Annotated in this window: 13 protein-coding genes and 1 tRNA gene; 10 read left to right on the plus strand and 4 right to left on the minus strand. The window is 70.5% G+C overall.

The window, feature by feature from the left end; genetic code table 11:
• Nucleotides 1-53: 53 nt before the first annotated feature.
• Genes AC27IY_RS22205 through AC27IY_RS22215 form a run of 3 tightly spaced genes read left to right on the plus strand, consistent with a single transcriptional unit; the run spans nucleotide 54 to nucleotide 2,700 of the window.
• Entirely contained in the window at nucleotides 54-824 is a 771-nt protein-coding gene (locus tag AC27IY_RS22205) for a trans-aconitate 2-methyltransferase (protein ID WP_423452424.1), read from the plus strand.
• The gene (locus AC27IY_RS22210) at nucleotides 821-1,168 is read left to right on the plus strand and encodes a VOC family protein (protein ID WP_423452425.1); all 348 of its coding nucleotides are present in this window, start codon (nucleotides 821-823) and stop codon (nucleotides 1,166-1,168) included. Before AC27IY_RS22205 ends, AC27IY_RS22210 begins: the two co-directional genes overlap by 4 nt.
• Nucleotides 1,169-1,218: 50 nt before the next feature.
• Nucleotides 1,219-2,700, plus strand: a complete 1,482-nt coding sequence (locus AC27IY_RS22215) for a CYTH and CHAD domain-containing protein (RefSeq protein ID WP_487179060.1) — start codon at nucleotides 1,219-1,221, stop codon at nucleotides 2,698-2,700.
• Here AC27IY_RS22215 and AC27IY_RS22220 read toward each other — a convergent pair.
• The 4 genes from AC27IY_RS22220 to AC27IY_RS22235 all read right to left on the minus strand — a co-directional run bounded on the left by AC27IY_RS22220 (nucleotide 2,675) and on the right by AC27IY_RS22235 (nucleotide 7,590).
• Entirely contained in the window at nucleotides 2,675-3,532 is an 858-nt protein-coding gene (locus tag AC27IY_RS22220; RefSeq protein ID WP_423477032.1) for an NUDIX hydrolase, read from the minus strand. The two genes, AC27IY_RS22215 and AC27IY_RS22220, sit on opposite strands and share 26 nt — an antisense overlap.
• Nucleotides 3,519-5,582 (minus strand): RNA degradosome polyphosphate kinase, encoded by a 2,064-nt coding sequence (locus AC27IY_RS22225; RefSeq protein ID WP_344210974.1) that lies wholly within the window; start codon nucleotides 5,580-5,582, stop codon nucleotides 3,519-3,521. Before AC27IY_RS22225 ends, AC27IY_RS22220 begins: the two co-directional genes overlap by 14 nt.
• Before the next feature lie 120 nt (nucleotides 5,583-5,702).
• Entirely contained in the window at nucleotides 5,703-6,611 is a 909-nt protein-coding gene (locus tag AC27IY_RS22230) for a TetR/AcrR family transcriptional regulator (protein ID WP_449951009.1), read from the minus strand.
• A gap of 43 nt (nucleotides 6,612-6,654) precedes the next feature.
• Nucleotides 6,655-7,590 (minus strand): acyl-CoA desaturase, encoded by a 936-nt coding sequence (locus AC27IY_RS22235; protein ID WP_344210970.1) that lies wholly within the window; start codon nucleotides 7,588-7,590, stop codon nucleotides 6,655-6,657.
• Nucleotides 7,591-7,857: 267 nt separating this feature from the next.
• Here AC27IY_RS22235 and AC27IY_RS22240 point away from each other — a divergent pair.
• The 7 genes from AC27IY_RS22240 to AC27IY_RS22270 all read left to right on the plus strand — a co-directional run bounded on the left by AC27IY_RS22240 (nucleotide 7,858) and on the right by AC27IY_RS22270 (nucleotide 14,193).
• Nucleotides 7,858-7,929 (plus strand) — tRNA-Gln (locus AC27IY_RS22240).
• Nucleotides 7,930-8,064: 135 nt separating this feature from the next.
• Complete coding sequence (gene glmU, locus AC27IY_RS22245; protein WP_487179061.1) at nucleotides 8,065-9,516, plus strand: bifunctional UDP-N-acetylglucosamine diphosphorylase/glucosamine-1-phosphate N-acetyltransferase GlmU; 1,452 nt, start codon at nucleotides 8,065-8,067, stop codon at nucleotides 9,514-9,516.
• Nucleotides 9,513-10,490, plus strand: a complete 978-nt coding sequence (locus AC27IY_RS22250; RefSeq protein ID WP_329589748.1) for a ribose-phosphate diphosphokinase — start codon at nucleotides 9,513-9,515, stop codon at nucleotides 10,488-10,490. The genes glmU and AC27IY_RS22250 overlap by 4 nt, the downstream gene beginning before the upstream one ends.
• A 100-nt stretch (nucleotides 10,491-10,590) precedes the next feature.
• A complete protein-coding gene (locus AC27IY_RS22255) occupies nucleotides 10,591-11,223 on the plus strand; it encodes a 50S ribosomal protein L25/general stress protein Ctc (RefSeq protein WP_344210966.1) in 633 nt (210 codons plus the stop codon).
• Nucleotides 11,224-11,290: 67 nt separating this feature from the next.
• On the plus strand, nucleotides 11,291-11,875 hold the full coding sequence (pth, locus tag AC27IY_RS22260) for an aminoacyl-tRNA hydrolase (protein WP_364455054.1): 585 nt from the start codon (nucleotides 11,291-11,293) through the stop codon (nucleotides 11,873-11,875).
• A gap of 117 nt (nucleotides 11,876-11,992) precedes the next feature.
• On the plus strand, nucleotides 11,993-13,429 hold the full coding sequence (locus tag AC27IY_RS22265; RefSeq protein WP_487179062.1) for a sugar transferase: 1,437 nt from the start codon (nucleotides 11,993-11,995) through the stop codon (nucleotides 13,427-13,429).
• Nucleotides 13,429-14,193, plus strand: coding sequence for a 3'(2'),5'-bisphosphate nucleotidase CysQ (locus AC27IY_RS22270; protein ID WP_344210960.1), 765 nt, complete (start codon nucleotides 13,429-13,431; stop codon nucleotides 14,191-14,193). Before AC27IY_RS22265 ends, AC27IY_RS22270 begins: the two co-directional genes overlap by 1 nt.
• Nucleotides 14,194-14,202 lie beyond the last annotated feature (9 nt).

The following is a 14,202-nucleotide window of genomic DNA, read 5'->3' on the forward strand; positions in this document are numbered from 1 at the left end:
CACAAGTGTACTGTCTTGACATCGAGATATCTCTCTCGATATCAATTATCTTCATGTCGAGAGATATCTGGGACCCGGTGACCTACGCGGTGTACGCCGACGAGCGTTCCCGGCCGTTCATCGAGCTCATCTCCAGGGTGGGGGCGGTCGACCCCGATTATGTCGTGGACGCCGGCTGCGGCAGCGGCGAACTCACCGCAGACCTGGCCACCCGCTGGCCGAGGGCGACCGTCGAAGGGTTCGACTCCTCGCCCGCCATGATCACCAAGGCGCGCGGCCTCGGCACGTCCGTGCACTTCGCCGTCGCCGACGCCGAGACCTGGCGGCCCGACCGGCCCGTGGACGTGATCGTCTCGAACGCCCTCCTCCAGTGGGTGCCCGACCACCGCTCGGTGCTCGAACACTGGATGGAGTCGCTGGCCGCGGGCGGCTGGCTGGCGTTCCAGGTGCCGGGCAACCACGACGCACCGAGCCACGTCGCCATTCGGGAGCTGTGCGCCTCCCGCACCTGGTCGGACAAGCTCGGCGGCTACCAGCGGCTCTCCGAGGTGGACGACGCCCTCGGCTACTGCGACCTGCTCAACCAGGGCGGCACCCAGGTGGACGCCTGGGAGACGACGTACGTGCACGTGCTGAAGGGCGAGAACCCCGTGCTGGACTGGGTGTCGGGCACGGCCCTGCGCCCGATCCTCGACCGGCTGGACCACGGCGACCAGCGGCGCTTCAAGGCCGACCTCGGCGAGCTGCTGGCGCAGGCCTATCCGGCGAAGAGGTACGGCACGCCGTTCCCGTTCCGCCGCGTCTTCGTGGTGGCCCAGAAATGATCACCGGGCTGCACCACGTCCAGCTGGCCGCGCCGGCCGGCAGCGAGCCGCTGCTCAGGGAGTTCTACGCGGGGGTGCTCGGACTGCGCGAGGTGCCCAAGCCGCCGGAGCTGGCCGCCCGTGGCGGCGTCTGGTTCAGGGGCGAGGGCGTGGAGGTGCACCTGGGCGTCGAGCCGGACTTCCGGCCGGCGCGCAAGGCGCATCCCGCCTTCCTGGTGGACGACGTGAACGCCCTGGCCGCCGCGATCCCCGGGGCCGTGCCCGACGACCTCCTGCCCGGCCACCGCCGGGTCTACGTCACCGATCCGGTCGGGAACAGGATCGAGCTGCTGCAACCCCGGTGAGTTCACCTTGAGGTGGCAGAATCGTCCGAAATCGGACTTTGTGAGGTGTAGTGGGCATCGAGATCGAGGACAAGTTCGACGTTCCGTACGACTACGCGCTTCCCGACCTGGACGACCTCGCCACCGGCGTCACCGGGCCGAAGAGCTACCAGCTCGTCGCGCTCTACTACGACACACCCGACCTGCGGCTGGCCGCCAGAGGCGTGACGCTCCGACGGCGAAGGGGCGGCGACGACGCCGGCTGGCATCTCAAGCTGCCCAAGGCCAAGGGCGTGCGGCAGGAGATCGCCGTGCCGCTCACCCGGAGCACCAGGACGGTCCCCCCGGAGCTGGCCGAGCTGGTCCGCGCCTACACCCGCGGCGCCGAGCTGGAGGTGGTCGCCGAGCTGGACACCCGCAGGAGCGTCACCGTCCTGCACGACGACGGGACCAGGCTGCTGGAGGTCGCCGACGACCGCGTCAAGGCCACCGACCGCCGCGAGGGCGGCCGGGTCGTACGCTGGCGCGAGGTCGAGGCCGAGCTGATCGACGAGAGCCGGGGGGCGCTGCTGGCCAAGGTCGGCAAGCGGCTGAGGAAGGCCGGCGCCGAGCCGTCCGGGGCCGCCAGCAAGCTCGCGAAGGTGCTCCAGCCGGCCCCGCCGCCCCTGGCCAGCTGCGAGCCCGGCTCGGCGGGCGAGGTCGTGCTCGCCTACCTCGCCGGCCAGGTGAACGCCCTTCTCTCCCAGGACCCCCGCGTACGCCGCGCCGAGGACGACGCCGTCCACCAGATGCGCGTGGCCTCCCGGCGGCTGCGCAGCGCGCTGAAGGCGTTCAGGACCGTGGTGAACGGCACCGAGCAGGTCCAGGACGAGCTGCGGTGGCTGGGCACCGTGCTCGGCGAGGCCCGCGACCTGGAGGTCATGAGGGCCAGGTTCGGCGAGCGGCTGGCCGGGCTGCCGTCCGGGCTGATCGTCGGCCCCGTCCGGGAGCGCCTCGGCGCCGACCTGCTCGCCCGCGAGCGGGACGCGTACGAGCGGATCAAGGACGCCCTCAGCGGCGAGCGCTACTACGCGTTGCTGAACGCCCTCGACGCGCTGCTCGCCGGCCCGAGTCTCGGCAAGGCCGCGCCCAAGCCCGCGAAGGAGCGGCTCGCCGTCATCGCGGCGGACAACTGGAGCCGGGTGACCAAGGCGTACGACAGGGCCCAGGCCGTCGAGGACCCGGAGCGCCGCGAGATCGCCATGCACGACGTGCGCAAGGCGGCCAAACGCGCCCGTTACACCGCCGAAGCGCTCCGGCCCACCCTCGGCAAGGGCATGGCCAAGCTCGCCGAGCGGGCCGAGGACATCCAGGAGGTGCTGGGGGCGCACCAGGACGGCGTGGTCGCGCAGGAGACGCTGACCGAGGAGGCGGAGCGCGCCAGGCGGGCGGGCGAGGACACCTTCACCTACGGCCTGCTCGTCGGGATCGAACGCGACCTCGCCGCGCGGGCGCACGCCGACTTCCCCGGGGTGTGGGCGGAGACGGTCAAGGCGGTGGCGAAGCTGCTGTGACCCGGTGGCGTTCGACGCCGACGACCTGGTCGCCCGCCCGGTGCAGCACGGCGAACGCGCCCTTGCGCAGGTTGATCTCCTTGCCGGTGAGGGCGTGGAGCAGCCCGGGCAGCACCTTGCCGTGGCTGCACACGACCGCCGGGACGGTGATCTCGCGCACCAGGACGGGCGTCTTGCGCAGGTCCTGGCCCTCCTCGCTGAGCAGCGGGTCCAGCAGGATCTCGCCGCCGTACGGCTCCAGCGTCTGCACGCAGCGCGCGCTCGGCGAGCTCATCAGCAGCTCGGGCCGGTAGGCGGGCAGCGCGGTGGCCAGGACGGCGGCCTGGGCCCGCCCGCCGGCGTCGAGCGGGCGGCGCTCGTCGTCGCCGTCCCACTCGGCGCGGGAGCCGGCCGTGGCGTGCCGGACGAGCACGAGCGGCACGGTCTCCAGCGGCGCGCCGGCCAGACGGCGCACCAGCCCGGCGTCCCACCCGAACGTCAGCAGCGCCGCGGCTCGCTCCGGCGGCAGCCAGCGCAGCTCGTCGACCTCCTCGCCGGGCGTGAAGCCGTCGTCGGCGACCACCCGCGCGACCCAGTAGTCGACCCGCTTGAGCCGGCCGCGTACGAGGTAGTGGACGGGCGGCAGGGCGCGGCCGAGCGCGACCGTGAGGCCGGTCTCCTCGCGCACCTCGCGCAGCGCGGCGGCGACGACGTGCTCGCCGGGTTCGAGCTTGCCCTTGGGAAGGGTCCAGTCGTCGTAGGCGGGGCGGTGGATGACGGCCACCTCGGGACGGCTCGCCGGCCCCCGCCAGACCACGGCTCCGGCGGCCCGGAGCAGGTCAGTCGTCGTCAACGGTCCTCCATCGCCGGGTGCTGATGAGATGGGTCTGGAGGTCCTCGCCGGGATGGCGGGTCCAGGAGCCGTCGGAGCCCAGCCACCACGTGCTCGTCGTCTCGGCCATGGCGAGGTCCATCAGCTCGACGAGGTACGCCTTGTGCTGCTGCGAGGTCACCTTGACCAGGGCCTCGACGCGGCGGTCGAGGTTGCGGCGCATGAGGTCGGCGCTGCCGATCCAGATCTCCGGCCGCCGCCCGAGGCCGAACTCGTAGACGCGGGAGTGCTCCAGGAACCGCCCCAGGACCGACCGGACGCGGATGTTCTCCGACAGGCCGGGGATTCCCGGGCGGAGCGCGCAGATGCCGCGTACCCACAGGTCGACCGGCACGCCGGCCCGCGAGGCCCGGTAGAGGGCGTCGATGATCGGCTCGTCGACCAGCGAGTTGGTCTTGATCCGGACGCGGGCGGGCCGCCCGGCCTGCTGGTGGGCGATCTCCCGCTCGATCCTGGCCACCAGGCCGCTGCGCATCGAGTGGGGGGCGACGAGCAGGCGGCGGTAGGCGGAGTGGTTGGAGTAGCCGGTCAGGTGGATGAACAGGTCGGTGACGTCCTCGCCGACCAGCGGGTCCGCGGTGAGCAGGCCGAAGTCCTCGTACTGGCGGGCGGTCTTGGGGTTGTAGTTGCCGGTGCCGATGTGGCAGTAGCGGCGCAGCTCGCCCGAGGGCTCCTGGCGGACGACGAGGGCCAGCTTGCAGTGGGTCTTCAGGCCGACCACGCCGTAGACGACGTGGCAGCCGGCCCGCTCCAGCTTGCGCGCCCAGGAGATGTTGGCGTGCTCGTCGAACCTGGCCTTGATCTCCACGACCACCACGACCTGCTTGCCCGCCTCGGCCGCGTCGATGAGCGCGTCGACGATGGGGGACTCGCCGCTGGTGCGATAGAGGGTCTGCTTGATCGCCAGAACGCGCGGGTCGGCGGCGGCCACCTCGATGAAGCGCTGGACGCTCGTGGCGAAGGAGTCGTACGGGTGGTGCAGCAGCACGTCGCGCTCGCGCAGCGTGGTGAAGATGTCGTCCTCGGCGCTGATGGCCTCGGCCGGCACGAACGGGCGGTAGCTGAGCTCGCCGCGCTCCAGGTCGGCGATGGCGTGCAGGCCCGACAGGTCGAGCGGCCCCGGCAGCCGGTAGATCTCGTGCGGAGCCAGCTCCAGCTCCTCCACGAGCGGCGCCAGCACCTCCGGCGTGATCGTCTCCTCGACCTCCAGCCGCACCGGCGGGCCGAAGCGCCGCTTGAGCAGCTCCTTCTCCAGGGCCTGCATGAGGTTCTCGGTGACGTCCTCGTCGACGTCGAGGTCCTCGTTCCTGGTGACGCGGAAGACGTGGTGCTGGAGGATCTCCATGCCCTTGAAGAGCTGGCCCAGGTGGGCCGCGATGACGTCTTCCAGCGGGACGAAACGGTCCTTCGACGCCAGGATGAACCGGGGGAGCTGCGAGGGCACCTTGACCCGGGCGAAGACCGTGTGGTCGGTGGCCGGGTTGCGGACCAGGACGGCCAGGTTGAGGCTGAGGCCCGAGATGTACGGGAACGGGTGCGCCGGGTCCACCGCCAGCGGCGTCAGCACCGGCCGGATGCGCTCCCTGAACAGCTTGCGCAGCTCGGTGCGCTCCTCGCGGTCGAGGTCGTCCCAGCGGACGATCTCGATGCCCTCGCCGGCGAGCTGCGGGCAGATCTTGTCATGGAAGACGGCGGCGTGCCGCCGGGCCAGCGCGTCGGCGACGCCGGCGAGGCGTACCAGCTCGTCGCGTGGTTTGAGCCCGCTCTTGGTCCGCAGCAGCAGTCCGGTGGCCATGCGCCGTTTGAGCCCGGCGATCCGGACCCGGAAGAACTCGTCCAGGTTGCTGGCGAAGATGGCGAGGAAGCGCACCCGCTCCAGCAGGGGGAGAGTGGAGTCCTCGGCCAGTTCGAGCACGCGCTCATTGAACTGGAGCCAGCTCTCCTCCCGGTTGAGGAAGCGCTCCTGCGGCAGCGGCAGATCGTTGGCAGGAGACACCGGTTCTGCGGACATATGGCGTATATTGCCCCGTTTGGTTGAACATCACGTTAACGGCACCGCAACGCTCGTTCTCGCTGATCAGCGCCCCTCTCCCTTCTATGGTCACGCAGGGCCGCCGTTCTGTTCAACCCGTCACTCGGACTGATCCACCTGTTCGAGGCGCGCGGCCCGCTCGGCGAGCTTGGCCTCCCGCTGGCGGATCTTCTCCTCGCGCTCGCGCGCCTTCTCCGCCTCCTTGAGCAGCCGCTCGCGTTCCTTCAGCTCGCGGACCCGGGCCTTCTCGGCCTCTTTCAGCTCGCGCTGGCGGACCTTCTCGGCCTCCTTCAGCTCGCGCTCGCGGGCCTTCTCCAGCTCGCGCAGCTCCTTCTCGCTGCTCGGGCGGGGCTTGGGCGGGGCGGCGGCGCGGGCTTGGCTGACGGCGCTGATGGCCGGGTGGGGGTTGAGGCCCCTCAGACCGTTCCAGGCCAGGTTGACCAGGTGGGCCGCGACCTCCTCGCGGCCCGGCTTGCGCACGTCGAGCCACCACTGCCCGGTGAGCGCGACCATGCCGACCAGCATCTGGGCGTACATGGGGGCGGACTTGGGGTCGTAGCCCCTCGCCGCGAACTCGTCGGCGAGCACGTCCTCGACCTGGCTGGCGATCTCGCTGATCAGGCTCGCGAAGGTGCCGGTGCCCGAGGCGGCGTGCGAGTCGCGGACCAGGATGCGGAAGCCTTCGCTGCTCTCCTCGATGTACTGGAGCAGCGCGAGCGCGGCCCGTTCCACCTTGATCAGGGAGTGGGAGGCGGCCAGCGCCTCGGTGATCATCGTGAGCAGCTTCTGCATCTCACGGTCGACGACCACCGCGTAGACGCCTTCCTTGCCGCCGAAGTGCTCGTACACGACGGGCTTGGACACCTGCGCGGTGGCCGCGATCTCCTCGATAGAGGTCCCGTCGAACCCCTTCTCGGCGAAGAGCGTGCGGCTGATGCGGATCAGCTGCTCTCGTCGCTCGCTACCGGACATGCGCCTGCGAGATCGGGGTTCGGTCACAGGTTCCATAATGACGGCCACGCTCCCGTGGCCGCTCATCGGATCTTTCTCGTCAGGCAACCCGCTTCGCCGCCAGGCGCTCGGGGGTCGGCCAGCGCACGTCGTGGACCCAGCCGAACCGCTCGAAGATCCGGATCAGGCCGGCGCTCAGGTCGATCTGGCCCTTGAGCGCGCCGTGGCGGGCGCAGGTCGGGTCGGAGTGGTGCAGGTTGTGCCAGGACTCGCCGAAGGACGGGATGGCCAGCCACCACACGTTGCGGGACTTGTCGCGCGTCTGGAAGTCCTCCTCGCCGAAGACGTGGCAGATGGAGTTGATGGACCAGGTCACGTGGTGCAGCAGGCCGATGCGGATCAGGGAGCCCCAGAAGAACGCGGTCACCGCGCCCTGCCAGGACCAGGTGAAGAGGCCGCCCAGCACCGCGGGCAGCAGGATCGAGGTGAGGGCGATCGGGCCGAACCACTTGTGCAGCTTCATCACGTCCGGGTCCTTGCACAGGTCCGGGGCGTACTTCTCGCGGTTCGTGCGCTCGCTCTCGAACAGCCAGCCCATGTGGGCGTAGAGCAGTCCCTTGGCCATGTTCTTGAAGCCCGGACCGAAGCGCCACGGCGAGTGCGGGTCGCCCTCCTTGTCGGAGAACTTGTGGTGCTTGCGGTGGGTGGCCACCCAGTCGAGCACGGACATCTCCAGCGACAGGCTGCCGGCGATGCCGAGGGCGATCTTCAGCGGCCGCTTGGCCTTGAACGAGCCGTGCGTGAAGTAGCGGTGCAGGCCCACGGTGACGCCGAGGCCGGAGACGACGTAGAAGACGAAGGCGATGGCGATGTCCGTCCAGCCGAGACCCCATCCCCAGGCGAACGGAACGGCCGCGGCGACCGCGACGAGGGGGAGCCCGACGACCAGGCCGAAGGTGACGAGTTCGGCGCGGGATTTCGGCTCGGGTTCGAAGTCCGGCTTGGGTGCGGGGGAACGTTCGGCGAGAACGGTCATGGGCGACCTCCAACAGCACGTATGAGGATGATTGTCCGGGCTACGCAACCGTAACCTACGCCATCGTAGGTTAGGAAGTCCTGTGCCGCGGATTGCGGAGATGTGACGCTCTTCCCCGTAAGGTGGGTGGGAATCATCGCTTGTGGCGGTTGGCGCGTTCTGTTATAAGAAGCGACCCTGGCACCTGCGCGGATGGTCAATCCCGGCGCGGGACCGGGCCAGGGCTCGGTATCGTAGGGATGTGTCGGACGCCACGTGTCCGATCTGTCCCGGATCGTCTAATCGGCAGGACAAGTGGTTTTGGTCCACTTTGTAGGGGTTCGAGTCCTCTTCCGGGAGCTTTGAGGCCAGACCCGGCGCGATTGTCCGGGGGTCGGGCAGGTATCCTCACGGTGTCGGGAGGGTAGCGGTGCGGTAGTCATAGAGGAGCCGTACCAATGGCCCTGATCGTCCAGTCACAGGGAGCCTCAGTCCGTGAGTGTGCCGCGCCCGGCAGCCGTGATCGTCCTCGCCGCCGGCGAGGGCACCCGGATGAAGAGCCAGACCCCGAAAGTCCTGCACGAGCTGTGCGGCCGCGCGTTGGTCGACCACATGCTCACCGCCGCCCGCGAGCTCGATCCCGAGCGGCTCGTCGTCGTCATCGGCCACGCGCTGGAGCAGGTCGGCGGCCATCTGGCGGCCCACAGCCCCGACGCCCGCGCCGTCGTCCAGCGTGAGCAGCGGGGCACCGGCCACGCCGTACGCACCGTGCTGGAGGAGCTGGGCACGATCCCCGGCACGGTCCTCGTCACCTACGGCGACGTGCCCCTCCTGCGCACCCAGACCCTCGCCGCGCTGCTCGAACGGCACGCCGCCGACGGCAACGCGGTCACCGTGCTCACCGCCGAGGTGCCCGACCCGACCGGCTACGGACGGATCATCCGCGACGGGTCCGGGGCGGTCCTGGAGATCGTCGAGGAGAAGGACGCCACGCCCGAGCAGCGGGCGATCAGGGAAATGAACTCCGGCATCTACGCCTTCGACGGCGAGCTGCTCGCCGACGCCGTCAAGCGCGTGTCCACCGACAACGCCCAGGGCGAGGAATACCTCACCGACGTCCTCGCCATCCTGCGCGGCGACGGCCACCGGGTCGGCGCCTGCGCCGCAGGCGACCACGTCGAGGTCGAGGGCGTCAACGACCGGGTGCAGCTCTCCGCCGCCCGCAAGGTGCTCAACCGGCGCCTGCTCGAGGACCACATGCGCGCCGGGGTCACCATCATCGACCCCGACAGCACCTGGATCGACGTCGGCGTGCGGATCGCGCCCGACGCCGTCATCCACCCCGGCACCCAGCTCCACGGCGAGACCGTCATCGAGGCCGGCGCCGAGGTCGGCCCCGCCACCACGCTCACCGGCACCCGCGTCGGCGAGCGGGCGGTCGTCCGCAACGCCGTCTGCGACCACGCCGACATCGGCCCCGAGGCCAGCGTCGGCCCCTACGCCTATCTGCGGCCCGGCACCGTGCTCAAGCACAAGGCCAAGGCCGGCACCTTCGTCGAGATGAAGAACGCCACCGTCGGCGAACGTTCCAAGGTGCCGCACCTCACCTACGCCGGCGACGCCACGATCGGCGACGACGCCAACATCGGCGCGTCCACCGTCTTCGTCAACTACGACGGGGTCAACAAGAGCCACACCACCGTGCGCGACGGCGCCTTCGTCGGCTGCGACACCATGCTCGTCGCCCCGGTGACCGTCGGCGACGGCGCCTACACAGCGGCGGGCTCGGTGATCATCGACGACGTTCCCCCCGGTGCCATCGGGGTGGCGCGAGCGCGTCAGCGCAACATCGAGAAATGGGTCTTGCGCAGGCGCGCGGGCACCAAGTCGGCCGCGGCCGCCGAGCGTGCGCTGGCGGAGCGAGAGCAGCAGGAGAATCAGCAGTGACCAGCATCAAATCGCCCGGCGAGAAGAACCTCATGCTCTTCTCCGGCCGGGCACACCCGGAGCTGGCCGAGGAGATCGCCCGGCACGTGGGCGTCTCCCTCACCCCCACCAAACTCATCGACTTCGCCAACGGCGAGATCTACGCCCGCTACCTGGAGTCGGTGCGCGGCTGCGACGCCTTCGTGATCCAGAGCCACACCGTCCCGATCAACCAGTGGATCATGGAGCAGCTGATCATGGTGGACGCGCTCAAGCGCGCCTCCGCCAAGCGCATCACCGTGGTCATGCCCTTCTACGGCTACGCCCGCCAGGACAAGAAGGGCCGCGGTCGCGAGCCGATCACCGCCCGTCTCATCGCCGACATGTTCAAGACCGCGGGTGCCGACCGGCTCATGTCGATCGACCTGCACACCTCGCAGATCCAGGGCTTCTTCGACGGCCCGGTGGACCACCTGTTCGCCATGCCGGTCCTGGAGAACTACCTCAAGAACAAGCTCGACCTCGACAACACCACCATCGTCTCGCCCGACACCGGCCGGGTGCGGCTGTCGGAGCGCTGGGCCGACACGCTCGGCACGCCGCTCGCGTTCATCCACAAGCGCCGCGACCTCGACGTGGCCAACCAGGTCAAGGTCAGCGAGGTCGTCGGCCGCGTACGCGGGCGCACCTGCGTGCTCATCGACGACATGATCGACACCGCGGGCACCATCTGCAAGGCCGCCGACGCCCTCTACGAGCAGGGCGCCACCAACGTGATCGTCGCGGCCACCCACGCGGTCTTCTCCGACCCCGCCGTCGACCGGCTGAAGAACTCCCGCATCAGCGAGGTCATCGTCACCAACACGCTGCCGTTGTCGCAGGCCGCCAGGTTCGACAAGCTGACGGTGCTGTCCATCGCCCCGCTGATCGCGAGGGCCATCACGGAGGTCTTCAAGGACGGCTCGGTCACGAGCCTGTTCGAGGGTGACACCTGAGCCCTATAAACTGAACCGGTTGCGCTCGTAACGCCTTCCGCTAGGGCGGGTGAGGGAGAGCGCCGACGACCGATTCCCCACCGCATCCCTAGGAGATGTCGTGTCCGAAGTACGTATCGCCGCAGAGCCCCGCACCACGTTCGGCAAGGGCGCTGCCCGCAAGATCCGCCGCTCCGACAAGGTGCCCGCCGTTCTCTACGGGCACGGCATCGAGCCCAAGCACCTCACCCTGCCGGGCCACGAGGTCCTGCTCGCGCTCCGCACGCCCAACGTGCTCATCCGGCTCAAGGGCGACGGCGTCGACGAGCTCGCGCTGCCCAAGGGCGTCCAGCGTGACCCGATCAAGGGCTTCGTCGAGCACGTCGACCTGCTGCTGGTCAAGCGCGGCGAGAAGGTGACCGTCGAGATCCCGGTCACCACCGTCGGCGACGTCAACAGCGAGGGCCTGCTCGACCTGCAGCTCACCGCCGTCCCGGTCGAGGCCGAGGCCACCAACATCCCGACCGGCGTCGAGGTCGACGTCGAGGGCCTGGAGGTCGGCGCCTCCGTCACCGCCGGCGAGCTCAAGCTGCCGGAGGGCTCCTCCCTCGCCACCGACGCCGAGACGGTCGTCGTCCAGGTCATCGCCAAGCCGACCGAGGCCGCCGAGGAGGCCGAGGGCGAGGCTGCCGAGGGTGAGACGGCCGAGGCCGCCGCCGAGGGCGAGAGCGCCGAGGCCACCGCCGCCGAGTAACGGTTTCCGTCGTGAAACGGGGCGGCTTCCTTCGAGCCGCCCCGTTTCCGCGCGTAAAGGGGTGCAAATGGACCGCTGGCTGATCGCCGGCCTGGGCAACCCGGGGCCCGAATACGCGGGCAACCGGCACAACGCCGGCTTCATGGTGCTCGACGAGCTGGCCGCCCGGGCGGGCGCGCGGTTCAAGGCGCACAAGAGCCGGTCCGAGGTGTGCGAGACCCGCGCCGCCATCCTGGCCAAGCCGCTGACGTACATGAACCTGTCCGGCGGGCCGGTCAAGGCGCTGTCCGACTTCTACAAGATCGGCCCCGAGCGGCTGATCGTCGTCCACGACGAGCTGGACGTCCCCTACGGCGCGCTGCGCGCCAAGCTGGGCGGTGGCGACAACGGCCACAACGGCCTGAAGTCGATCACGAAGGTGCTCGGCACCCGCGACTACCTGCGGGTGCGCTTCGGCATCGGGCGCCCGCCCGGCCGCATGGACCCCGCCGCCTTCGTGCTGAAGGACTTCGCCACCGTTGAGCGCAAGGACCTGCCCTTCCTGGTGGACCGGGCGGCCGACGTCGTGGAGTCGCTCATGACCCACGGCCTGGAGGCCACCCAGAACGAGTTCCATCGGGCTGATCTGCACATTTCCGGCCCTCCTCGCTGATCCCCGCATAGGGTCGTTCGCCGGTCCGGCGTCCTCCGCACCGCTACCATCTGTGACTGTCCGTTGCAGAATGGTCACCCGGAGGACAGTGCGTTGCGCGGCCATGATGAGAGCCTCATGACCGTCGGCTCCGGTCACGTCGTCTCGCGGCGGGGCGGCCCGCGCGAGCCGAGCTGGGTGCACGCCTATCGGATCAAGGCCGTGGTCGCCGATCTGTGCGGCGCGGGCATCGGGGCCGGGGTGGCGTTCGGGGTGCGGTTCGGCGGGTTCACGCCCTATGTGGTGCCGTACGTGCTGGTGAGCCTCGCGCTGCCGGTCGTCTGGACGCTCGCGGTGGCGCTGCACCGGGCGTACGAGCCGCGCATGGTCGGCGTCGGCTCCGAGGAGTTCCGCCGCGTCCTGCAGTCCGGCCTCACCCTCACCGCCGGCACCGCCATCGGCTCCTACGCGACCAAGACCGACGTCGCCCGCGGTTACGTGGTGCTCGCGCTGCCCCTGGTCACCCTGTTCTCCCTCGTCTTCAGGTACGCCCTGCGCCGCGGCCTGCACCGGTCCCGCGCGAGCGGCGGCTGCATGCGCAAGGTGGTCGCCGTCGGGCACGCCGCGTCCGTCGCCGAGCTGGTCGCGCTGTTCCGCGCCGAGTCCTACCACGGCCTCCACGTGGTGGCCGCCTGCCTGCCCGAGGGCGTGCCGGGCGAGCTGGTGGCCGAGGTGCCGGTGGCCGGCGACCTCAGCGACGTGCCGATCGCGGTCGACCAGTTCGACGCCGACACCGTGGCCGTGCTGGCCTGCCCCGAGATGGACGGCGAGGCGCTGCGCAGGCTGGCCTGGCGGCTGGAGCGCACCCGCACCGAGCTGGTCGTCGCCCCCGCGCTCATGGACGTCGCCGGGCCGCGCACCACGATCCGCCCGGCCGCCGGGCTGCCCCTGCTGCACGTCGAGCATCCCGAGCTGGCGGGGTTGCGGCAACTGCTCAAGAACGTCTTCGACCGCGTGGTGGCCGCGGCCCTGCTGGTGCTGCTGGCCCCGCTGATGGCCGGTCTCGCGATCGCGGTCCGGGCCACCAGCCCGGGTCCCGCGCTGTTCCGGCAGACCCGGGTGGGCCGCGGCGGGCGGCTGTTCACGATCCTGAAGTTCCGCACCATGCGGCGGGGGGCCGAGCAGCAGAAGATCACGCTGGTGAGCGACCGCGAGGGACTGCTGTTCAAGGTCCGCAACGATCCGCGGGTGACGCCGTTCGGCGTCCGGATGCGCCGCCACTCGCTCGACGAGCTGCCGCAGCTCATCAACGTCGTGCTCGGCCACATGTCGCTCGTCGGGCCGCGCCCTCCGCTGCCCGAGGAGGTGGCGCGTTATGGTGACGACGTACGACGGCGGCTACTCGTCAGGCCCGGCCTGACGGGGCTGTGGCAGGTAAGTGGTAGATCTGACCTATCGTGGGAGGAATCGGTCCGGCTGGACCTGCGTTACGTGGAGAACTGGTCCCTCACCCTGGACCTGCAGATCCTGTGGAAAACCTGGTCGGCCGTCGCCCGCGGGCAAGGAGCATATTGATGACGATTCGCGACGACCACGCCGTCGCCGCCGACCTGGCGAACGAAGCAGGCGAGAGGCTGCTGCAGGTTCGCCGGCGCATGGGCTTCGACGACGCGGCCGCGCTGAAGGCCGAGGGCGACCGGAGCTCCCACGTCTTCCTCATGGAGGCGCTGGCCCGGCTGCGGCCGAGCGACAGCGTCCTGTCGGAGGAGGCCACCCGCGAGGAGCGGCTCGACCCGCGCCGCCTGTCCGCCGAGCGGGTGTGGATCGTCGACCCGCTCGACGGCACCCGCGAGTTCTCCGAGGAGGGGCGCGCCGACTGGGCCGTGCACGTGGCGCTCTGGGAGCGCGGCCGGCTCACGGCGGGCGCCGTGGCGCTGCCCGCGCAGGGCCGTACGCTCACCACCGCAGAGCCGCCCAAGCTGCCGTCGTCCGGCGGCGGGCGCTTTCGCATCGCGGTCAGCCGCACCCGCCCGCCGGAGTTCGTCCAGAAGCTCGCCTACCTCGTCGGCGCCGACCTGGTGCCGATCGGCTCGGCCGGGGCCAAGATCTCCGCCGTGCTGACCGGCGAGGTGGAGGCGTACGTGCACGCCGGCGGCCAGTACGAATGGGACTCCGCCGCGCCGGTCGCCGTGGCGCAGGCCGCCGGGGCCCACACGAGCCGCGTGGACGGCGCCGAGCTGGCCTACAACCAAGCCGACCCCTCACTACCAGATATTCTGGTTTCCCTACCGGAGCTGGCGGCATCCCTGCTCGCCGGGATTCGGGACCTGCACCGCTAAACCGCCGGA

Source organism: Nonomuraea sp. B208 (genome assembly GCF_057536035.1).